Annotated in this window: 21 protein-coding genes; 2 read left to right on the top strand and 19 right to left on the bottom strand. The window is 39.1% G+C overall.

Features of this window, described 5'->3' with window-relative positions; genetic code table 11:
• Positions 1–7 precede the first annotated feature (7 nt).
• The 6 genes from RV04_RS08730 to pth form a co-directional block, all read right to left on the bottom strand.
• Positions 8–457, bottom strand: coding sequence for a S1 domain-containing RNA-binding protein (locus RV04_RS08730; RefSeq protein ID WP_071858072.1), 450 nt, complete (start codon positions 455–457; stop codon positions 8–10).
• Between the two features lie 56 nt (positions 458–513).
• On the bottom strand, positions 514–948 hold the full coding sequence (locus RV04_RS08725; protein WP_071858071.1) for an FtsB family cell division protein: 435 nt from the start codon (positions 946–948) through the stop codon (positions 514–516).
• Between the two features lie 74 nt (positions 949–1,022).
• Positions 1,023–1,292, bottom strand: a complete 270-nt coding sequence (locus tag RV04_RS08720; RefSeq protein WP_071858070.1) for an RNA-binding S4 domain-containing protein — start codon at positions 1,290–1,292, stop codon at positions 1,023–1,025.
• 3 nt (positions 1,293–1,295) lie between these two features.
• Positions 1,296–2,858: a putative polysaccharide biosynthesis protein gene (locus RV04_RS08715; RefSeq protein WP_071858085.1), complete on the bottom strand. Its 1,563-nt coding sequence runs from the start codon at positions 2,856–2,858 to the stop codon at positions 1,296–1,298.
• Positions 2,859–2,897: 39 nt separating this feature from the next.
• Positions 2,898–6,410, bottom strand: coding sequence for a transcription-repair coupling factor (gene mfd / locus RV04_RS08710; protein ID WP_071858069.1), 3,513 nt, complete (start codon positions 6,408–6,410; stop codon positions 2,898–2,900).
• Between the two features lie 34 nt (positions 6,411–6,444).
• Positions 6,445–7,002: an aminoacyl-tRNA hydrolase gene (pth, locus tag RV04_RS08705; RefSeq protein WP_071858068.1), complete on the bottom strand. Its 558-nt coding sequence runs from the start codon at positions 7,000–7,002 to the stop codon at positions 6,445–6,447.
• Positions 7,003–7,360: 358 nt separating this feature from the next.
• Between pth and RV04_RS08700 the strand changes: the two genes are divergently transcribed.
• Both RV04_RS08700 and RV04_RS08695 read left to right on the top strand, forming a co-directional pair.
• The gene (locus RV04_RS08700; protein ID WP_071858067.1) at positions 7,361–8,341 is read left to right on the top strand and encodes an L-lactate dehydrogenase; all 981 of its coding nucleotides are present in this window, start codon (positions 7,361–7,363) and stop codon (positions 8,339–8,341) included.
• Between the two features lie 205 nt (positions 8,342–8,546).
• On the top strand, positions 8,547–9,953 hold the full coding sequence (locus RV04_RS08695) for a L,D-transpeptidase family protein (protein WP_071858066.1): 1,407 nt from the start codon (positions 8,547–8,549) through the stop codon (positions 9,951–9,953).
• A gap of 40 nt (positions 9,954–9,993) precedes the next feature.
• On the opposite strand, the gene RV04_RS08690 is transcribed toward RV04_RS08695, so the two are convergent.
• The 13 genes from RV04_RS08690 to def form a co-directional block, all read right to left on the bottom strand.
• The gene (locus RV04_RS08690) at positions 9,994–10,716 is read right to left on the bottom strand and encodes a YebC/PmpR family DNA-binding transcriptional regulator (protein WP_071858065.1); all 723 of its coding nucleotides are present in this window, start codon (positions 10,714–10,716) and stop codon (positions 9,994–9,996) included.
• Between the two features lie 77 nt (positions 10,717–10,793).
• Positions 10,794–11,297: a VanZ family protein gene (locus RV04_RS08685; protein ID WP_071858064.1), complete on the bottom strand. Its 504-nt coding sequence runs from the start codon at positions 11,295–11,297 to the stop codon at positions 10,794–10,796.
• A 119-nt stretch (positions 11,298–11,416) separates the two neighbouring features.
• The gene (locus RV04_RS08680) at positions 11,417–12,994 is read right to left on the bottom strand and encodes a C40 family peptidase (protein ID WP_071858063.1); all 1,578 of its coding nucleotides are present in this window, start codon (positions 12,992–12,994) and stop codon (positions 11,417–11,419) included.
• Between the two features lie 236 nt (positions 12,995–13,230).
• Positions 13,231–13,746: a rod shape-determining protein MreD gene (gene mreD, locus RV04_RS08675; protein ID WP_071858062.1), complete on the bottom strand. Its 516-nt coding sequence runs from the start codon at positions 13,744–13,746 to the stop codon at positions 13,231–13,233.
• Positions 13,743–14,603, bottom strand: coding sequence for a rod shape-determining protein MreC (gene mreC / locus RV04_RS08670; protein ID WP_071858061.1), 861 nt, complete (start codon positions 14,601–14,603; stop codon positions 13,743–13,745). The genes mreD and mreC overlap by 4 nt, the downstream gene beginning before the upstream one ends.
• A 154-nt stretch (positions 14,604–14,757) precedes the next feature.
• Positions 14,758–15,396, bottom strand: coding sequence for a thiamine diphosphokinase (locus tag RV04_RS08665; RefSeq protein ID WP_071858060.1), 639 nt, complete (start codon positions 15,394–15,396; stop codon positions 14,758–14,760).
• Complete coding sequence (rpe, locus tag RV04_RS08660; protein ID WP_071858059.1) at positions 15,396–16,046, bottom strand: ribulose-phosphate 3-epimerase; 651 nt, start codon at positions 16,044–16,046, stop codon at positions 15,396–15,398. The genes RV04_RS08665 and rpe overlap by 1 nt, the downstream gene beginning before the upstream one ends.
• Before the next feature lie 66 nt (positions 16,047–16,112).
• Positions 16,113–16,994, bottom strand: coding sequence for a ribosome small subunit-dependent GTPase A (gene rsgA / locus RV04_RS08655; protein WP_071858058.1), 882 nt, complete (start codon positions 16,992–16,994; stop codon positions 16,113–16,115).
• A 96-nt stretch (positions 16,995–17,090) separates the two neighbouring features.
• A complete protein-coding gene (gene pknB / locus RV04_RS08650) occupies positions 17,091–19,274 on the bottom strand; it encodes a Stk1 family PASTA domain-containing Ser/Thr kinase (RefSeq protein WP_071858057.1) in 2,184 nt (727 codons plus the stop codon).
• Entirely contained in the window at positions 19,271–20,014 is a 744-nt protein-coding gene (locus tag RV04_RS08645) for a Stp1/IreP family PP2C-type Ser/Thr phosphatase (RefSeq protein WP_071858056.1), read from the bottom strand. Before RV04_RS08645 ends, pknB begins: the two co-directional genes overlap by 4 nt.
• Before the next feature lie 21 nt (positions 20,015–20,035).
• The gene (gene rsmB, locus RV04_RS08640; protein WP_071858055.1) at positions 20,036–21,388 is read right to left on the bottom strand and encodes a 16S rRNA (cytosine(967)-C(5))-methyltransferase RsmB; all 1,353 of its coding nucleotides are present in this window, start codon (positions 21,386–21,388) and stop codon (positions 20,036–20,038) included.
• Position 21,389: 1 nt separating this feature from the next.
• Complete coding sequence (gene fmt, locus RV04_RS08635) at positions 21,390–22,331, bottom strand: methionyl-tRNA formyltransferase (RefSeq protein WP_071858054.1); 942 nt, start codon at positions 22,329–22,331, stop codon at positions 21,390–21,392.
• Positions 22,324–22,815 (bottom strand): peptide deformylase, encoded by a 492-nt coding sequence (gene def / locus RV04_RS08630; RefSeq protein WP_071858053.1) that lies wholly within the window; start codon positions 22,813–22,815, stop codon positions 22,324–22,326. The genes fmt and def overlap by 8 nt, the downstream gene beginning before the upstream one ends.
• Positions 22,816–22,843: the final 28 nt, after the last annotated feature.

The following is a 22,843-nucleotide window of genomic DNA, read 5'->3' as shown; positions in this document are numbered from 1 at the left end:
TTTGGTTCTAGTTGCGACGACCGCCACGGCCTCCGCGTTTACCTTCAGTATTGCGTTTGATCGATGACAAACGATCATCACTATCCTTTAAAAAGGAACTCATCAATGAATCGAAGTCTTGTTTGCCGCTATTATTATTTTGGGGCTTTCCTTTAGCAGCGGGTTTCGGACGATTATTATCACGAAACTCCCGTTTGAAAGGTTTCTTTTCTGGTTGAGGTTGGTCTTGTGCTTTACGGATTGAAAGACCTACTTTGCCATCGTCTCCTACTGAAGTGACTTTTACTGTTACTTCATCGCCGACAGTCAACACATCGTGAATGTCTTTAACGAAACCGTTAGATATTTCACTGATATGGACTAAGCCCGTTTTGCCCTCTCCCAAGTCGATAAAGGCACCAAAATTTGTAATTCCTGATACTTTTCCTTGCAGCTTAGCTCCTACTTCGATTGACATAAAAAAAATGTTCCTCCTAGTTTTTTCCATTTTTTATTTTAAAACTGCTAGTTGCTTTATTCTGCAGTTTCGGACTTTATTACTTCGTCAGCTGACTGAGTGTCTTTGCTTGGCGTCTTTGTTGCATCCGGCAATGCAAAGACTAATTCGCCGTCTTTTGAATAATAGAATCGACTACGAGCTAATTTTGCTACATAGTTGTCATCTTTTAACAATTTTACGTCTTTTTTCAGTCCTGCGACTTGATCATCGACTTTGGCGGATTCAGCGATTGTTTTAACTTTGATATCTTTTAATTCGCTCAAGTGACGGTGCTCATTAAAAATTTGAACTCCCATGACAATTGCAACAAATGCTGCAACAGCAAAAAGGGCGGCTAGTCGTCTTCGTTTGAAAATCAATTGACGATGTTGCTTTTGAAATTTATGATACTGCTCTTTTGCATACGGCGTATCTAATGATGCAATTTTCGGCGTCTCGTTCTCATTCATTCCCACTCGCTCCTTACCATGAAATTCTTTACTATTATACCAATTCAGGCTATAATTGTCTATTTGAATTATCTTTAATTTCCGTTATTTTCCAGTCGTGTCTCATTAATAATGTGACACATTTTTGCTGCATCTTCTTTTTTTGTCGATTCATGCAGTTCATCGATTCCAACCTCTAAAATTTTATTTCCGAATTGAATTCGTAATTGATCACCGATTTTAACATCTGTCGATGACTTAGCTAGTTTTCCATTTACTTGAATGCGGCCTTTGTCCGCTACTTCTTTCGCAACACTCCGCCGTTTAATGATTCGTGAAATTTTTAAAAATTTATCTAAACGCATAAATTATCCTCTTTTCCAATTTATTCTCAATAGTTTACTCCCGAATGGCAACATCAGCCATTCACGGATCGTTAATAATCGTAATTGTATCGCTAACAATATAAATGTACTGCCACCGATTGCTACACCTAAAATGGCGGCAACCAAGGCAATGCTTCTTTTATGAACCACACCAAAGATCAACGTGATACCGCCATAATAACATAAAAGCACTACAACCATACCAATTAAACAAAGTAAGAGTTTTCGATTAAAACGACGTTCTTTTCCATAATCTCGCGTCTCGTGTTCACTCGTAAGATGTAAGATAAATAAAGCTACTGCTAAGCCGATTAATGTGGAAAGACTCGCTCCGACGGTACCAAATTGTTTGGTTAAGCCACCTGTAGTAACAATTTTTAAAACGAGCCCTGCGCCAGCTGCTTGTAACGAGCTACGATAGCGATTCTGACTTTGGGCGATACTTTGATAGGCTTGGACCATAGCCATCAAAAAAATTGCGAATACAAATAACAATAACGTGAAGTTCCCTTTATAATCTTTGAACAATGCATAATTGACGTACGGTAAAAGTAATGCCAACCCTAGAGTAGCTGCCGCAGCGATCGCTGAAGTCAAACGTAAAAAGATTCGACTGGTTTTAGCAAACATCTTGCGATCACGATTGACTAAATACCGTGTCATCAAGGGCAAAAAACTTGAACTCAAAGCCAAGGCAACCACTAACCCTAATTGGACTAACGGTTGACCACGATCATAAACCCCTTTGGCTAACTTCGCGCCGTGCTCACTCAAACCATAATCGACGAGTGCTTTTTTTACTGTAAATGAATCAATTAATTGAAATAAAATCAACAGACCACTGTAGATGGTCATTAATCCCCCTTCAAGTACTAAGCGTCTACTCAAAGCCCAAGAGCCAGCTCCAAGACTCAACTTCCGCCGCAACAAGCTCGTACCTAAAATTTTGTGGCGATAGTACCACAAAACAATGACTGCTGCTACTCCACCGAACACTGCCCCAGACATAGCTACAGTCCCCGTGTGGTAAACATTCCAGCCAAATTGTTTAAATGACCAGGCCGCAATGATAATGACGCTGACTCGAATCAGTTGCTCGATAACTTGTGAGACCGCAGTCGGGACCATTAGTAATTTCCCTTGAAACTCACCTCGTGTCATTGATAAAAAAGGCATGATCACAAATGTGAACGAAACAACCTGGATCAAAGGAGCTAACTTTCCATCGCCCATCCAATTTGCCAGTGGTTGTGCTGTGAAAAAACACAAGCCCCATAAAATCAAGCCAAAACCGCTGATCAAGGGAAACAATCTTTCTAACGCGTGGCCTTGCTCTTTGATATTTTTTTGCTCTGCCACATATTTCGAAATGAATTGCGGCAAACCTGATAAAGCCAAAGTCATCGCAATCCCATAGATTGGATAGACTTGTTGGTAGACATAAAAGCCTTCGTCTCCAGCGAAATTTTGATACGGAACGCGATAGACCGCACTTAATAACTTTGCGGCAAACGAAGCGGCAGTCAAGATGAAAGCACCTTGCATCATGACTTTCATTTCTTTATTCGCCAGTGCCTCCACCACCTATTCTTTATATTTTTGTTCTCGGAGCGCACGGACAAAAAGACTGATTTCACGTAGCCAGACTGCTTCATCCATTGTTTTACCGATCGCAAGCTTAATAACCATTTTTTCTTTTTCCACACCGAGAGTTGCTTTCATTTTCGTCGCACTCAACGCTTCGAATAATTGTTCAACTTTATACGCTTTGGTCCCGACTTTGCTTAATGTCAAAATAATTTGTTGCTGACGTTTATGAATACTTTCCACTAGCGCCCGATCACCGTCCATTTTGATCTGGCCAATGTTCAATAAGTTAGCGACTTCATCCGGATAATCGCCAAAACGATCGACTAAATCCGCTTCGACCTCATCTAGCATCTCAGTACTTTCCAGCTCGCGAATCCGTTTATAGATTTCAATTTTTTGACGTTCATCTTCAATGTACGTCCCTGGAATATAGGCATCGATTCCTAAATTGATTTCAACCGAGGTCCGTTCGATTTGATTATTTTTCCCTTGCTTACGATCCACTGCTTCAGAGAGCATTTGTGAATACATATCAAAACCAACAGCATCGATAAATCCATGTTGCTGTGCTCCCAATAGATTTCCAGCACCACGAATTGATAAGTCGCGCATCGCGATTTTAAATCCAGAACCTAATTCAGTAAAATCTTTGATCGCTTGCAGTCTTTTTTCACTAACTTCATTTAAGATTTTTTGTGGTTCATACATGAAGTAGGCATAAGCGATCCGATTGCTTCGTCCTACTCGACCACGTAATTGATACAATGTCGATAAGCCCATGTAATCTGCATTTTCCACAAACAATGTATTAACATTCGGAATATCGACCCCTGTTTCAATAATCGTTGTTGTAACTAGAATATCGTATTGCCCTTCAATAAAATCCATCAGCGTGTTTTCTAACTGGACTTCTGTCATTTGACCATGAGCAAAACCAACTTTTGCATCCGGGACCAACATTTGAAGCTCTTCTACTTTCCGTTCGATCGTTTCCACTCGATTATATAAATAAAACGCTTGTCCTCCTCGCGCCATCTCCCGTTCGATTGCTTCACGAATTGCTCCAGGATTCGTTTCCATCACATATGTTTGGATCGGATAGCGATTTTCCGGTGGCGTTTCAATTACAGAAAGATCACGTACACCGAGCATCGACATATGTAGTGTCCGAGGAATCGGTGTTGCGGTCAAAGTTAAAACATCGACTTGAGAACGCAATTGTTTCAACCGTTCTTTGTGTTTCACGCCAAATCGTTGTTCTTCATCCACGACTAATAAACCTAAGTCAGCAAATTGCAAGTCTTTTGAGAGTAGGCGATGGGTCCCGACCACGATGTCCACTTGTCCAGTCCGAATTTTTTCAATCGTTTCAGTTTGTTGTTTCTTTGTTCGAAAGCGACTTAACACATCGACGTTGATGGGAAAATTCTCAAAACGCTCCAACATCGTCTCATAATGTTGCTGCGCTAAAATCGTAGTTGGAACCAAAAAAGCCACTTGTTTGTTTTCTTTGATTGCCTTGAAAGCAGCACGCAAGGCTACTTCGGTTTTACCAAATCCAACATCTCCAACTAATAGACGATCCATCGGACGATTTTTTTCCATATCATGTTTGATTTCAGCCGTACTGCGTAGTTGATCGTCAGTTTCACTATAAGGAAAAGCATTTTCAAATTCTTTTTGGTACTCATCATCTGGACCAAAAGCATAACCGCGTTCCGCTTCACGCTTCGCATAAAGTTCAATCAAATCATCTGCAATATCTTCGATTCTTTTCGATACTTTACTTTTTGTTTTTGTCCATTCACTCCCACCTAATTTATTGATTTTTGGTGGTTTGGCTTCTGAAGATACATATTTTTGGATCAGATTCAATTGCGTAACCGGGATAAATAATTTGTCGTCTTTTTGATAGATGATCGACATGTAGTCTTGGTGAACCCCATCGATTTCGATTGTTTCCATCCCGACATATCGACCGATCCCATGATTCGCATGAACGACATAATCACCAGGTTTTAATTCGTTGTAGCTTTTCAACCGTTCAGCATTCGAAATCGTTTGACGGCGAGTTCTTTTTTTAGTGACCTTCTGAAAAATTTCCCGTTCAGTAACGACGACCAGTTTATCTTGCGGCAACTCAAAGCCACTAGCTAAATGGCCAATAACAACCTGTGTCGCACCGACAATCAACTGATCTGGTGTCGTCTGGACAGCTTGAATCGCCACATCTCGAAATTCTTGCATCAATTTTTCTTGCCGTTCCTGATCTGAAACGACAAATAAAACGGTTTGCTCTTGTTTTTCCCACCGATCGACTTCCGTCTTTAATAGGGGCATTTGACCAAAAAATTGTTGCATTGAGCGGTATTGAAAATTGTGGATTGCTTCAAACCGTAAATTGCCCATTCCTTTTTGAAATAGCGAAAAGAAACTTGTCGCAAAAGGAGCTTTTTTGATTAAATCAAGAACGTTCATCCCAAAAGACTGTTCTGAAAAGACCCGTAGTTCTTCTAGTTTTTGTGTATGCCATTCGGCTTCTTCACGTTCCATTTCCCGATGTGTCTCCATCATACGAGGATAATCATCAACAAAAAGCAAGGCATCCCCGGCTACATGATCCAATAAAGAAGTCTTTTTACTGTAAAGTAGATCCGTATAGTATTTGGCATCTTCTGTAGGAATCCCTTCTTCCCAAGCAGCAATCAATTGACCAAAATAATCATTTAAAAAATTATAGCTTTCTTTATCTTGCGTAACAGCTAAGCGATTTTGTAACAATTGATTGACTTTACCGACTCCTTGAGTCAATTCTTCGGCAGCGAAAACGAGATCGGTTGTCGGTGTGATCCAAACTTCTGACAAATTCTCTACCGAACGTTGGGTCTCCGGTTCAAAATAGCGTAACGAATCGATCTCTACATCAAATAATTCTACGCGTACCGGATACTCAGTCGTTAAAGGATAAATATCAACGATACTACCACGCATGCTGAATTCTCCAGGTTTTCCAACCATCGATTGACGCTCATAGCCCATTAGAACCAAACGTTGAGCCAAGTTTTCTAAATCGATTTCACTCCCGATTTCCCAGTGTAATTGATTTGCTTGCCAAACTTCAGGTGTCGGAAGATATCTTCTTAGGGCTGCAGAAGGTATGACATAAATCCCATTTTCACCTTGTGATAATGCTTGCAAGGTTGCCACACGCTCCGTCCGGGCTTCCGGCGAAGCAAAAGCCATTTCAGCAGATAATACTTCATCGACTGGAAAAAGATGGACATCTTCTTCGATCTGACGCAACTCTTCTGCCAATTGATTACTATAATAAAGGTTTGGGACAACGATCACCGTCTGTTTTTGGCTTTTTTGATGAGTCGCAGCCATGACTAATGCTTTCGCTGAGCCAGAGAGCCCGATCACTAATTGGCGCTTAGCTTTTTTTGCTAAATAATTTTGCCACTCTTTTACTAGCGGCAACTGATTAATAAAATCAATCAAATTCATTCGAGTACTCCTCATCTTAATTTGTTGGACATTTTTAGTTAAAACGATTCATCGTTGTTAAAAAATCATTTTCTGCAACGAAATCATCCACAGCTTCTGCTGCTTTTGCCACACTATTTGCAATAACTGCTGCTTCCTCTGGATTAAACGTGCTTAACACATGGTTAACGACTGTTTTACCATTTGGTCGTCCGATCCCGATTTTTATTCGATTAAATTCTTGGGTTCCGATATGTGAAATGATGCTTTTTAAACCATTATGGCCGCCTGCGCTACCTTTTTGGCGTAAACGTAGTTTTCCCATTCCCATATCTAAGTCATCTGCCACCACGACTAATTCGGCTAGCTCAACGCCGAAATAAGTCATCAAAGGACCCACTGCCCGGCCTGATTCATTCATGAAAGTCGTTGGTTTAACTAACAAGATCTTCTCCCCATTCACAAAATAGTCAGCAATTTCTGCTTCAAATGGATTTTTCTTAAAACTGACGCCTTGCTCGGCTGCTAAACGATCCACAACCATAAAGCCTATATTGTGCTTTGTATTTTCATATTTTTTACCTGGATTTCCCAGTCCAACAATCATTTTCATGTGTTCTTCCGCCTCATTTTTTTATAATATTATAGTTTTTATGTAAAGAGATTATCATTTCCCATTGGCATGACAAAATGCTGGATAGTCGTCTGACCACCCAGTTCAAAAATTTCTTTATATAGTATAACACAAACTTTGCTGTAGTGACCGTTTTCAATGCTCTGTGCCAGTGTAAAAAACATGTTATTTTTATAAAAACTTAAGCATAGCAGTCCTTAGAACATCAACACATGAAACGCTTACTAAAGAAACAGGTAAAAAAACTGTATTATTAATGAGTAAAACACGTGACAAATTTCATTAACTAATGTTATGATTCCAATGGAAAAACAAATAGAAGAAGGGATTGGTACACATGACTGCATCAGCAGCTAGTAAAACCCATCAAAAAGTAATCTTAGTTGGAGACGGCGCAGTAGGCTCAAGTTATGCCTTTGCATTAGTCAATCAAAATATCGCTCAAGAAATCGGCATTATTGATATCGATAGCAACCGCACACAAGGAGATGCGATCGACTTATCTCACGCATTAGCCTTCACTTCACCTAAAAAAATCTATTCAGCTTCATACGAAGACTGTCACGATGCTGACTTAGTTGTCATCACAGCTGGCGCTCCTCAAAAACCAGGTGAAACTCGTTTAGATTTAGTTGGTAAAAACTTACGTATTAACAAAAGTATCGTAGAACAAGTTGTTGCTTCTGGTTTTGACGGAATCTTCCTAGTTGCCGCTAACCCAGTAGATATCTTAACTTACTCTACTTGGAAATTCTCAGGTTTCCCTAAAGAACGCGTTATCGGTTCAGGTACTTCATTAGATACAGCTCGTTTCCGTCAAGCAATCGCAGAATTAGTTGACGTTGATGCTCGTAACGTCCATGCTTATATCTTAGGTGAACACGGAGATTCAGAATTCCCAGTTTGGTCACACGCAAACGTTGCTGGCTTACAAATTTACGAATGGGTTAAAGACAATCCAGAAGTTGATGAAGAAGCATTAGTTAACTTATTCTTCGGCGTACGTGATGCTGCTTATGAAATCATCGAGAAGAAAGGCGCAACTTTCTATGGTATCGCAGTTGCTCTAGCTCGTATCACTCGTGCAATCTTAAACGATGAAAGTGCAGTATTCCCATTATCTGTCTACTTAGAAGGTCAATATGGCCAACAAGATATCTATATCGGTGCTCCAGCAGTCATCAATGCTAAAGGGATCCAAAACATCATTGAAATCCCATTAACAGACTCTGAAAAAGATCGTATGGATGCTTCTGCTAAAGAACTTAAAGAAGTTATGACTAAAGCTTTCGCTGATCTTGAAGCTGAAGGTAAATAATTAAACTTTCCTAGCCCCAAAGAATATTTTATTCTTTGGGGCTTTTTTAATATTTAATTACGTTTCAAGGCCTATCATTCGTATTTCTTCTTATCTATGGTATATTAATAATCGGTACAGTATTAAATCATGGAGCTATCTGTCCCTTCTTCCTCTATAATTAATACAGACCAAATACATAGAGAAACAACGAGGAGTTATTTCGATGACAAGACAAGAAAACAGAAATTCTCATAGCCGGAAAAAAATCGGTATTATTGTTGTCTTAGGTTTATTAGTAGTTCTGGCAGGCGGATACGCCGTTCGTAGTACATATTATGCTAAACGATTTCTTCCAAATACCGAAGTCAATGGTGTAAAAATCGATAATTTAACAATCAGTGAAGCCAATCAAAAAATCACTCGTAAGCTATCTCAATCTTCCTTCCTTATCAAAGTCGATGGGAAAGATTGGAAAGAGATCAATCGTGAAGATCTAGGTTGGAAAAATTCATATACTTCGGCATTAACGAAAGTCCAAAAAGAGCAAAATCCTTTTAGTTGGGGAATGCAATTAGTTTCCGCCTCTGATAAACAAGAAGTTGATGGCTCAACTTTAGACGAAACAAAATTAAATGCTGTTAGCGATGCCGTTAAAGCTGAATTGGTCGAAACAAATAAAACAAGAACAGCCACGGAAAATGCTAAAGTCACTCGTACAGCTAACGGTTTTGAAATTACACCAGAAAAACAAGGTAATACAATCGATGTTGACGCTGCTGTCAATGCATTTAAAGAAGCAACAAAAAACGGTGAACAAACGATTGATTTTGATGAGTACTTAGCAAAGCCAACGATCACTAAAAATGATGCTAGCTTGAAGAAAACACTCGATAAAATGAATGCTGTTGCTAAAATTAAAGCAACCTACAGTATCAACGGTACTACTTTTGACATTCCAACAGCCGATATCAATGATTGGTTGATCGATGATAATGGAACAATGTCTCTTGATCAAGATAAAGTAACAGCTTATGTGAAGAGCTTAGGAGACAAATATAATACAAGTACCAATCCAACTGAATTTAATAGTACGAAACGCGGTAAAGTTTCCGTTCCAGCAGGTACTTATAGCTGGACGATTAATACTACAAGTGAAGTTGAAGCTCTGACAAAACAAATCTTAGAAGGTAAAGATTTTACTCGCTCACCGATTGTGACTGGTGCTACAACTGCTGATAAAGCCTTAGTCGATAAAACATATATTGAAGTCGATTTAGAAAATCAACATATGTGGTATTACAAAGACGGTAAAGTTGCCTTAGAAACAGATATTGTCAGTGGTAAACCAAAATCTCCTACCCCAACTGGTGTTGATTATGTTTGGGAGAAGAAGACAAATGAAACACTGAGAGGAAAAAATGACGACGGCTCTGATTATGCAAGTCCAGTGAAATATTGGATGCCAATCGATTGGGGCGGCGTTGGTCTACATGACTCTGACTGGCAACCAGCGTATGGTGGGGATCTTTGGAAAACGCGCGGTTCTCACGGCTGTGTGAACACGCCACCAGATGTAATGGCAAAACTTTATGATATGGTTGAAGTCGGCACTCCCGTAGTCGTCTTTTAACAAACAAAAAAACCAGCGAATAATCGCTGGTTTTTTTTGTTTATTCAACTGAGGTAAATACTTCAGAAACATCATCATCATCTTCTAATTTTTCAATCAGTTGCTTTAACTTTTCGTTTTGTTCTTCATCTAACGGAACCGTGGTTTGAGGGATCATCGTTAATTCTGCTTGAGCCAATGTGAAGCCATCTGCTTCCAACTGATCCCGCACACTCGTAAAATCTTCTGCCGCTGTATAAATCTCAAATACTTCTGGAGAAATTTCCATATCTTCTGCTCCAGCTTCTAATACGTCTTCAAACATCGTATCTTCATCCACCGATAGTCCTTCACGTTCGATTGCGATATAGCCTTTTCGATCAAACATATAATTGACTGATCCTGTTTCACCCAAGTTTCCTCCATTACGAGTAAATGCTACGCGAACATTGGTCGCTGTACGATTGCGATTATCTGTTAATGCATGGACCAAAATCGCTACTCCACCGGGCCCATATCCTTCATAAGTGATTTCATCATAATGCTCGCCTTCACCTGCTGAAGTTGCTTTTTTAATTGCTCTATCTACATTATCATTCGGCATATTAGCTGATTTTGCTTTATCTATTACTAGCCGTAAGGCAGGATTGGTACTAGTATCCGGTCCACCAGCTTTTGCAGCCATATAGATTTCACGAGAAATTTTTTGAAAAATTTTTCCTCTTTTTGCATCTTGCGCATTTTTTCGTCCTTGGATATTGTTCCATTTACTGTGTCCAGACATCCTTATACACTCCTCAAAATATTCTATTCTATCTTTATTTTCCGTCTGAATATTAGTTACGTCAAGTAAAAACCAAGCTATTTCTTATTACGAAGCAAACGATAGATAATAATGATTAAACAAGCTGTCAAAGCTCCACAAGAATCCAACATAACATCTTGGAACAGTGGCGAACGTCCTCCAGTCAACATTTGATGGAATTCATCCGTTGCTGCATAGCCCGTTGCTGCTAGCCATGAAAAAAAAAGTGTCAGCATCAATGACCGTTGTTTCAACTTTGGCAATAATCCCAAAAATAAACTCCCACCCATAATAAAATAAGTCGTAAAATGGGCCGCCTTGCGAATAAAAAATTCGACAAATTTTACGTATCCTTCTGCTTGGATACTGATTTGCGTTCCAGCATAATCAAAAGAAATATGACTTAAAGCTGCTTTGAATGGTTCCTCTGATAAATATTTCTGAATCGTTGAAACTTGACTTTGTTGCTGATATGTCATGGACGAACTGATAAATAATACGATCATCATTACTATGGCGATTCCTAAATATAAATTGCCATTTTTTATCTGCTTGTGCATTTTCTTTCCCCCGAATATCTTGTTTATAACTGGTTTAACCTAAAAATAATTTTCTTTAATAGAAATTCCCAATAAAAAAACCGGTGCGTTATTCGCACCGGTCATACTATTTAGATTGATTACATACGAACCGCAAAGCTTGGTGCATAGTAAGCTGTAGATCCAACTTTAACTGATTCGCCTGGTTGAGGTGCATGGATATATTGTCCGCCACCCATGGCAATCGCTACGTGATATGATCCACCAGGAGAACCCCAGAAGTATAAGTCACCTGCTTGTGCTTCGCTAACTGAGATACGTGTTCCAGCTGATTCTTGAGGAACTGTCCAACCACCAATTTCACGGCCTGTTGCTTGACGATATACATAAGCTGTAAACCCTGAGCAGTCAAATCCTGAAGGTGTTTTTCCACCCCAAACATATGGTGTACCGATATATTTCATCGCTTCAGCCACTACAGCAGCTCCATTTCCAGACGGTGCTGGAGTAGAAGTTGATGGTGTTGAAGGCGTAGTAGCAGTTTGATCATTTGATGATGACGTAGAACCTTGGTTGCTGTTACCTGTTGAAGTAGAAGAACCTTGATTGCTACTATTATTTGTTGAAGTAGAAGTATTTGTTGAAGTAGAAGATTCTTGATTGCTACTATTGCTTGTGCTTGTTGAAGTATCTGTGCTACTTGCTGGCGGTGTTACTTCAGTAGCCTGTGAGCTATCTTCAGTTGTTGCAGTAGAAGATTCCGTCGTAGTTGATGAATCTGTCGTACTTGTAGATGGTGCTGTTTGTTCTGTTGAAGATGATTCTACTGTTGTTGTAGAACTTTCTGTTGATTCTTGTGTAGTAGAAGATTCTACTGTCGTTGTACTTGCTTCAGTTGATGCTTGAGTAGAAGATTCGCTTGAAGCGGCTTCTTCTTGTGCTTTAGCATCTGCTTGCGCTTGACGTTCTGCTTCTGCTTTTTGAGCAGCTTCTTGTGCTGCAGCAGCTTGACGTGCTTCTTCTTGTACACGTTGTTGTTCTTTGATTGCAGCTTCTTGTTTCGCTTGCAAATCAGCTTTTTCATTTTCAGCAGTTGCTTGTTCTGCTGCTAAAGTAGTCGTTTGAACATTTAAGTCTGCTTGTTTAGTGATTAAATCACCTTTTTGGCTTTCCAATGCAGATTGGTTAGCAACGATTGCTTCTTGTTGCTTTTTATTTTCAGCTTGTTTTTGCTCAACTTCTGCTTTGTCCGCTTTTTGTTGTTCTACTAAGTCATTATTAGCTTTCACAATTGTAGACATTGCTTGAACACGGCCAACAGCATCGCTGAATGATTCAGCATTCAATACTACGTCAATAACATTGGTTGATGATTGTTTGACTTGAACATTACGCGCTTGTTCTTTGATCGCTTCTGAACGTTTTTCGATACGTTTTTGTAAAGCATTAATTTGATTCTCTAAATCTTGCGATTTTTGTCTCAATGATGCTTGATTATTTAATAAACTTTGTGCTTGATCATTAATTGCAGCAACTTCATTTTCTAATGCACTAATTTGAGACTGTGCATCTGTTTGTTGGTTTTGCAAACTTGAAATTTTCGCATCTTGGTCAGCGATCTTACTATCAAATTCATCGGCAGAAGCTGCGGCTGGAGCTGCTAATGCGCTTAATGTTACTGAACATACCATTAATGCTGATAACAAACTTTTTTTCACTCTTATGTCCTCCGACTACTCTTAGTTTTGTTTTTTGAATTTTATTAGACTTTTTTCTAACACATTTATGAGTTTACCATAGCTGTATGTCATCCAGATAATAGCATTGTTACAAAAACATTTCATTTTACTGTTTTATAGTTACAAATAGCCAAAATAAAAAAACAGAAGAAATTTTCTTCTGTTCTTTTTATCAAAGGATAAATTTGTTGTTTTTTCTCATAATATAAAGCCTTTTATTCGATTGGTCCAATTAAAATTTTCTCTAATGGAAAGATTAAAATTACAAACATTATGATATTAAAAAGTAGTGTCGGACCTAGATAACGAGGGACAAAAAAGTCACTACTGATACTCGTTAACCCAAAGACTGATTGCAACAATAGACTAGCTAATTCAAAAATTGTCACACTAATTACTAATGTAAAAAATAGCGTCAACACATTTTGTTGAATCACTTTTTGAAAAAGATAAAACAATAAAACAAGTACTGGGAAAATTACCGCATAAATACCGATCACTCCGATGTAATATAAGTCGTATAAAATCCCGATCACTAAAGCAGTACCCAACATAAAGCGCTCATTGATGACTCGAGTGATAATCAATAGAACTAATAAAGCGAGATGTGCATTTGCTACATACGCATTATTGGTGATTGCCATCATAAATTTTGTTACATGAGCGTCTAATAACAATAAGATCAGCAGCAGGACAGGCGTTATACGTTTTAAAGTTGTTCGTCTGATCATTCTGTAGACCCTGCCATTCTTTGGATAATCGTCACAACTGAAATATCATACATTTGTGCATACGGCTTAATATAAACCTCCCGATTTAATCCATAACTGTCTGGTTTTACTTTTACGACCGTTCCGATTGCTAAATCAGCCGGCGAATTCCCACCTAAGCCTGACGTTTGAACGACGTCGCCTTCTTTGATATCTTGGCTGCCGGTAATTTCTGAAGCAATCAACTGCTGAGCTTTCGTGTCATATTTATTTAAGACACCAAAAGAATTCCCACTAGCCGAAGTAATCTTGATTGGGAAATGGTTGCTAGTCTTAGTATCTGATGTCAATAATTGAATCTTAGATGAATGAGCATTTACTTCCATGACTCGGCCGATTAAGCCTTTTTGAGACATGACAGCCATATTCCCCTCAATTCCATCACTACTACCTTTATCAACAATCAGCATATCTTGCCAGGTATCTGGTGAACGTGTAATCACATTTGCCGTCACTTTATCATAACTAGTCAGCGTTTGGTTCAATTCAAGTTGCGCTTTTAACTTCTCAATTTCCTTTGCTTGGTTCTTTGTTTTTTGTTTAGTCTCATCATATTGATCGACTTCAGCTTTTAACTTTTGATTTTCATCATACGTATTGATTAAATCGGAGATTGATTCTACCCCATTACTAAGCCAACGTCCCGGTGCTGTAATTACTTTATCAACAACTCCAATCGAATCATTGACCGCCGATTGAACAAGATTGGTATCACTGTCTTTTGCACGATTTGCTGCAGTGATGGAGACTGTTGCTACAACAATGATAACAACAATTAAGATAATGATAATGTTTTTATTTGGATTAAACTTTCTCACTTAAGCACCTCTGAACGCTATAATATATCACAAATTTTACCACTAATTGAACGGATTAAAAAGCATAGAGCCGTGATTTTAGAGAATTTTAGAATCTCTAAAAATAAAGCAGAGACTGATACGAAAATATAAAATACTTTCGTATCAGTCTCTCTTAAATATCCCGACTTTGGATGACTGCAATGACCCCTTCAGAAAAAGAAATGTTGGCTTTTCCCATTAAAAATTCATTACTTGCTAAACTTGTCGGCTGTAAAAAATCTGTTTCAACCAATTCATATTTGACATTTTTCAATGTTAATTTTTTTATTGGCGTCAAACAACAAAACGCCAAATATTTCATGTCTGTTTCTTTTTCAATTGCATGATGCCCCGGCGCTAAATAGCGAACGCTATTTCCTTGGTCTTCCAATCTGATCTGCGATAAAAATGGTGAAAAACGCGGTTCCACTCCTAACCAAATATTGGCAAGTAAATGGTCCAGTCGTCCACCGGTTGCACCAATGATCGTGACATCTGCCGCTGGAAAACGTTCAAATGTAGTAACCAAAGCTAGTTGCGTATCAGTGTCATCTTTTTCAGCTGGAGCAGATAAAATCTCTGGCACTTGACTGAATACTTCTTTTTTTTCCAGCGTATTTAATGAATCAAAGTCACCAATCGCTAAATCTGGAATGATTCCTTGACGCAAAAGAAACAGATTCCCCCGATCGATCCCAATAATTTTATCATACGTATTTGAAAAAGCAGGCCAATGACTCGAGTCACCGCCTGCCACAAGTAAGACATTCATTAATTTAGTGCCGCCCGCAAAGCTGCAATTTGTTCTTCTGGTTTATCTGCGCCATAAATATAAGAACCCGCTACAAATACATCTGCTCCTGCTTCTGCACATTTCTTCGCAGTCTCAGGTTGGATGCCACCATCAACTTCGATTTCATAATGATATCCCTGTTCTTTACGTAGTTGATCTAACTCAGCAATTTTTTCCACTGTGCTTTCGATAAATGATTGTCCACCAAATCCTGGATTTACCGTCATGACTAACACTTGATCAACATCAGCTAAAACATATTTGATGGCTTCCACTGGAGTTCCTGGATTCAAAACAACCCCTGGTTTTACGCCAGCAGCTTTGATCATTTGGACCACTCGATGGATATGAGGCGTTGCTTCCACATGAGCCATAATGATATCCGCTCCCGCTTTCACAAAATCATTGATATAATTTTCTGGATCAGCAATCATCAAATGAACATCTAATGGTAATTTTGTCACTGGACGCAACGCACTTACTACCACTTGACCGAAAGAAATATTTGGCACAAAATTCCCATCCATCACATCGATATGGATGTAATCAACACCTGCATCTTCAACCATTTTTACTTCTTCACCTAAACGTGCAAAATCCGCACTCAAAATCGATGGGGCTATTTTCATTATTTTTACTCCTTTTTAATAGATTTATCTCTTTATATCCAAATAACATTATAAACTAATTCATAATCACTTATTTTTCTTATAGATTGGGCGTTTGTTCTCGATTTCTTGCAAAAACTGTAAATAATTATCATAGCGTTTTTTAGCAATTTCACCGGTCTCAACTTGCTGTTTCACCTCACAACCGGGTTCTTTCACATGACGGCATTCTCTAAATCGACATGCTGGTGCGGCTGCACGAAATTCAGGAAATTCTTTAGGTAGTTCGTCTGCTGATATTTCAAGAAAATCAATCGAGCTAAAACCTGGTGTATCAGCTACTAAACCACCAAACAGCTCCAGTAATTCTACATGTCGGGTCGTATGTCGTCCGCGTCCTAATGCATCTGAAATTTCTCCCGTCACTAAATTTAAACCTGGAGAGACTTCGTTTAATAACGTTGATTTTCCTGCACCAGACTGGCCCATAAATACTGTTAACTTATCCGCAAATAAATCAGTCAATTTCTGTTTATCTTGTTCACCATCGATCACTGGATAGCCTAATGGTTCATAAACTGCCCGTATCTCTGCTACTAATGCTTGATCTAAGACTAAATCGGTCTTGGATAGATAGATGATTGGTTGGATATTTTTGTTTTCTAAAGTCACTAAAAAGCGATCCAATAAATTATACGAAAAATTGGGTTCGATCAAACTAGTCACGATCACCCCTTGATCGACATTGGCCACAGGTGGTCGTACCAATTCATTTTTTCGTGGCAATAATTCTAGAATATATCCTTCACTATTTTCTTCACTACTAAATACAACGTCGTCTCCAACTAAAGGAGTCAATTTTTTTTTGCGAAAATTTCCACGTGCTCGGGTCTGATGGATCTCTCCTTCACTTGCCACATAGTAGAAACCACTTAGGGCTTTACGAATTTGTCCTTCGATCAGGCTCATCTCCTTTAATATCTATTCTATTGTAGCATACTTCAAAATGCTTTTCAGTACAAATGACCTAAAAAACCTTTCCTAAAAAATCAGGAAAGGTTTCTTTTATGGAACAGTAATTGTCTCGGCATTTTGGACTTCTTTTGTTACTACTTCATCCCCATTACGTTGAACTTCAATCGTGGCACTTTGATTGTCTTTCGTTGTAATAGAAACCGTTTGTTTTGTGGAAGAGGTATTCTTATCTAGCTTGAAGTTCAATACTTGCGTCAGGCTTTGTTTTTTAGCATCTTTCACAGCGACTGTGATCGTATCTTGCGTATCTTCAGAACCAGTAAAACTTGCGGAAATCGTGACATTGAAAGTCGTTTCTTTTGATTCTGGACCTTTAGATACATACATCGTTACCGTATCGCCGATTTTTACTGAAGAAGTGCTCGCACTAGGATCCGTGCGAATAACTTTTCCTTCGGCCACATCATCAGAATATTCTTCTTGTTCGTTGTATTTCAAACCAAGATTGGTCAGAGTCGTTTCGGCAGCTGCTTTATCTTGACCAGAAAGGTCATCTAGTTTTACATAGCTGCTACCCGTGCTAACCTTTAAGGTGATTGTTGACTGTGTCGTCAATTCTGTCCCGCCAACCGGGTTTTGACTAATAACTTCTCCTGCTGGAACCGTTTCGTCTGATGTATCTACTCGATTAATTTGGCTATCTACAATTCCTATTTGCAAAAGGCTATCTCTGGCATCTTCATAGGTCATCCCAGAATAGTCTTCGATTTTGATGGTTTCAGGGCCTGCAGAAACTTCAAAAGTGATCGTATCTTTTTTCGGATCGATCTTTGCATCCTTTTCTGGATCTTGGCTAATGATTTGATCTTCAGGAACAGTATCACTATTTACTTTTTTGATTTGGATATTTTTTAGTAAAAAACCGATTTTTTGTAAATCTTCTTGTGCATCATCAATCGATTCTCCTTGATAATCTTTTAAAGAAACCTTTTCAGTCCCCGAACTAATATACAAGCGAACTTTGCGATTCTTTTTGATCATCGTTCCAGCTGCTGGATTTGTCTTTACTATATGACCTTTTTCAATCGTATCGCTAGGAACTTCATCTGCTGTACTCTCTGCTGTCAAACCGGCTGCTTTCAACGCGCTACGTGCAGCTGTTTCAGTCATGTTATCCACTTGGGGGACCGATACTTCTGCCGAACCCGTCATAAAATAAGCTACCGCTCCGACAATCATTGCTAATAATACTAGAAAAATAAACAGCCATCTTTTTTTTCTTTTTTTCTTTTTTGGCTTTGTATTTATTGGTTCTTCTGACTTCAGTTCTTTTGATTTCAGCGATTCTTCTTCCGAGGCTTCAATTACCGGCTCAGTTGGTTGAATAGGTATCAGCACTTTAGTCTCGTCTAACATTGCAGAGGGATGCCAAGGTAATTCAGTTGCGCGAATTGCAGTTAAAGCCGTACTAAGATCTGCTGCCATCTCATCAGCTGTCTTATATCGATCAGCTGGATCTTTAGCTGTTGCGTGCATAACTACATTTTCTAAAGCCTGCGGAACCGCTGGATCAAATCCTTTAACGGATGGGATTTCATCTTGAAAATGTTTCAATGCGATCGTGACTGCCGATTCTCCATCAAATGGGACATTGCCCGTGATCATCTCATATAGAATGATCCCTAGAGCATAAATATCTGATTGTTTGGTCGCCATACTTCCTCGTGCCTGTTCCGGGGATAAATAATGCACCGAACCTAACATCGAATTTGTTTGAGTCAGCGATGTTTCTGATAAAGCAATCGCAATTCCAAAATCGGCAATCTTAACTATTCCTGCTTCATCCATCAAAATATTTTGTGGCTTCAGGTCACGATGGATGATTCCATGTGCATGCGCCAAATTAACAGCAGATAAAATTTGTTCCATGATATCTACAATTTTTTCATACGGAATATGTGCTTGGCTTTGGATATAGCGTTTCAAATCCATTCCCTTCACATATTCCATTACTAGATATTGCATGCCACTCTCTTCATCCACGTCATAGACACCGACAATATTAGGATGAACTAGTTCAGTTGCGGCTAAGGCCTCACGCTGAAACCGGCGAATGGCTGTTTTATCATTCTGAAAATTAAATCGTAATATTTTGATGGCAACATCACGATCCAAAATCAGATCGTGAGCCAAGAAGACGTTTGCCATGCCGCCGCTACCGATACTGGCGATCACTTTATAACGTCCATTGACCAATTTGCCTATTTCGATCATGGACGAGCCTCCCCTTCAAAATGGATCAATAAGACCGTAATATTATCTGCTCCTCCAGCCTCGTTTGCTACATTGATCAACTGTTTCGTTTTATCTTCTAAACTTTGATCGCTAGTTACTATCGCTAAAATCACTTCTTCACTGACCATATTAGTCAATCCATCCGAACATAATAATAAATAGTCATTTGATTGACATTCGTGTTCAGAAATATCTGTCTTGATCGTGCCAGCGATTCCTACAGAACGAGTCAAAACATTTTTTTGTGGATGGACCGCAGCCATTTCTGCTGTAATCTCACCTGTTTTCAACAATTCATTGACTAATGAATGATCCTCCGTCAATTGACGTAGTTGGCCTTCGTGGATTAAATACGCACGACTATCACCCACATGTGCCAAAACGAACGTCTCATTTAACAAAGCGGCACCTACGATGGTCGTTCCCATTCCTTGCATCTCAAGATGTGTCGTACCTTCTCGATAAATAGCTTCATTCACCTGTTGGATCTCTTGTACAAACCATTCCGCAGCTTTATCAGGCTGTGAGAGACTTGAGGTTGACCAGGCAGCACCTAAACCATCCACTGCCATCTTACTAGCAACATCACCAGCTAAATGTCCACCCATCCCATCAGCAAGAATTGCTAGATACATTCCTGATTGGTTTGTAAAAACATTCGCATAATCTTGGTTCATATTACGCCGTTTGCCGATGTCTGATTGAAATTGAATCTCCATCTTTTCGTCCACCTCGTTTATCTAATTTTTTCGCATTGCACAAATAAAGAAGCCATCGGTCATAAACCTTTCTGGATATAAGACCAGCATCTGATCTTGAATAGCTTGCTGCACTTTTGAATCTAATGGTAAATCAATTTTTTCAAAATCAGCTTGTTCATTTAAGAATTTTTCAATTACTTGTTGGTTCTCTTCTGGTGCAATAGTACAAGTACTATATACCATAATCCCACCTGTTTTCAAAGTCGGGACACAACTATTTAAAATATCCAATTGAATTTTTGGTAATTGTATAAAGTCTTCTGCTCGTTTTTGATATTTGATGTCTGGTTTGCGACGCATCAATCCTAGACCTGAACAAGGAGCATCCACTAAAATCCGATCAAAACTCTCTGCTTCAAATGTCTCTGTAGCTTTTCGCGCATCTAATTCTTTGGTTACGATTCGATCTTCTACGCGTAAACGCTCTGCATTTTCTTGAACGAGTTTCAATTTATGTTCATGGATATCTAACGCAGTGACCGAACCACTGTCTTGTAATAACGCTGCGATATGTGTCGTTTTCCCGCCTGGAGCCGCACAAGCATCTAATACTTTTTGCCCAGGTTCGATCTGCAACGCTTGAGCCACTAACATTGAACTTTCATCTTGGATTGTTAACCAACCATTTTGAAATAATTCACTACCGGCTAAAAATCCTCGATCTGCTACGATACCATACGGAGAAAGTTCACTTTTACGTGCCTCGATTCCATCTTCTGCTAAGGCTTCGATGGCTTCATCACGTGTTAAGAAACGAACATCTACTCGCGCACTTACGCGACTAGGCTCAAGTAGTGACAAACCTAATTTGCGTGTTTCTGCTTCACCGATTTCTGCTACAAATTTTTCGGTTAGAAAAACAGGCAGACTGATTTCTGTCGCCAAGCGTTCAATCGGATCTTTAATTAGTTCTACTGATGGAACCCCTTTTCGTTGAATCGATCGAAGTACACCATTAACAAATTTCCCTGTACCTGGATTTCCTTTAGCTTTTGCAATTTCGACGGCTTCATTGATGATCGCATGGTCAGGAACACGGTCTAAGTAAAGCATTTGATAGACTGATAGTTGCAATAAACTTTTGACCCAAGGATCAACTTTTTTAGCATTTTTAATGAATGGTTCGATGTCATAGGCCAACAGTAACTGACGACTGATCGTACCATAAACAAGTTCCGTCAATAATGCAGTATCTTTACCGTCGACTTTATTCTTCTGGATCAACTCATTCAATAACAAATTAGAGTATGCCCCACCACGATTGATCCGTTCAATGGCTTCTAATGCCGTAAAACGGACGGAGTGCAATAATTTTTTAGGGATCTTTGCCATTTTATTTCACCTGCTGTCCTTCTGTAATTGCTTGTCCACTGCCATTTAAAAATGCTTGGACGGTTTGCTTTGCTTTACCAGCAGGTTGTAATTCATCGATAGCTAAAACAGTCCCTTGACCACATGCGATGTGTAAGGCCTTTTTAGTCCGAGCAATAATCGTCCCAGGTAATTCAGTTGTTTGTTCATCTAATGGTGTCACATGATAAATTTTCCAGCGTGCTCCCTCAAACGTTGTAAAAGCAACTGGCCAAGGATGCATTCCACGTACTTGGTTATCCACAGCTTCAGCAGTTTTATTCCAATCAATCGCTTCTTGTTCACGGCTGATATTCGGTGAAAAAGTAACTTCTGCTTCATTTTGTGGAACGGGCTTTAATTCACCTGAAATGATTTTAGGTAACGTCTCAAGTAATAAGTCACGCCCTACAAGACTTAATTTTTCAAACATTGTACCGACATCGTCTTGTTTCGTAATCGCGATTTTTTGCTGACTGAAGATGCCGCCCGCATCCATTTTTTTGATCATTTCCATAATTGTCACACCAGTCTCTGCATCACCTGCCATAATGGAATAATGAACAGGCGCACCGCCACGATATTTAGGTAATAATGAAGCATGAACATTGATGGCTCCTAATTTAGGAACTTGCAATAATTTTTCTGGTAAAAATTGGCCAAAAGCGGCGGTAATCAATAAATCGGGCGCTAATTCTTTGATTTTTTCCATTTCCGGTGATCCGCTGATTTTTTCTGGTTGTAAAACTAATAAATCGTGTTTGACTGCTGCCTCTTTGACGGGAGTTGGGGTGATGATTTTTTTTCGACCAACTGGACGGTCTGGTTGAGTCACCACGGCTACGATCTCATAATCTGCTTCAATCAAACTTTCTAGAATCGGAACTGAAAAGGCTGGTGTTCCCATAAATACAATTTTAGTCATCGATATGTTCCTCCATATAACGTTCTAAATCTTCAGGGGCAATTTTTTCGATTATTTGATCGATAAATAATTTGCCATCCAAGTGATCAATTTCATGTTGAAATGCTCGGGCTAAATAGCCATATGCGGTAACTTCCATTTCTGAACCTTCGCGATCGTAATAACGAACAGTCACTTCATCTGCTCGTTTTACGGTTCCATAAGTTTCCGGGATTGAAAGGCAGCCTTCCACATCGATACTGGTCCCCTTACGCTCAATGATTTCTGGGTTGATCAAATCGAATCGATCATTCTCCTCTACTTCAATTACAGCGATTCTAAGATTTTTGCCAATCTGAGGGGCAGCAATCCCGATGCCATCATGAGCAATCATTGTTTCATACATATCATCTAATAAAGTAACGATCTCGTCAGTCACATATTCGATGGGTTCAGTCACTTTGTTCAAACGTTCGTCTGGGTGGAGAATAATAGGATAACGCATGACGTTCCTTCTTTCTTTGAATTATTTT

Source organism: Enterococcus hermanniensis (assembly GCF_001885945.1).
Classification (GTDB): Bacteria; Bacillota; Bacilli; order Lactobacillales; family Enterococcaceae; genus Enterococcus_A; species Enterococcus_A hermanniensis.
The sequence above is the reverse complement of the archived record's forward strand: the minus strand, read 5'-3'. Positions and strand labels throughout refer to the sequence as shown.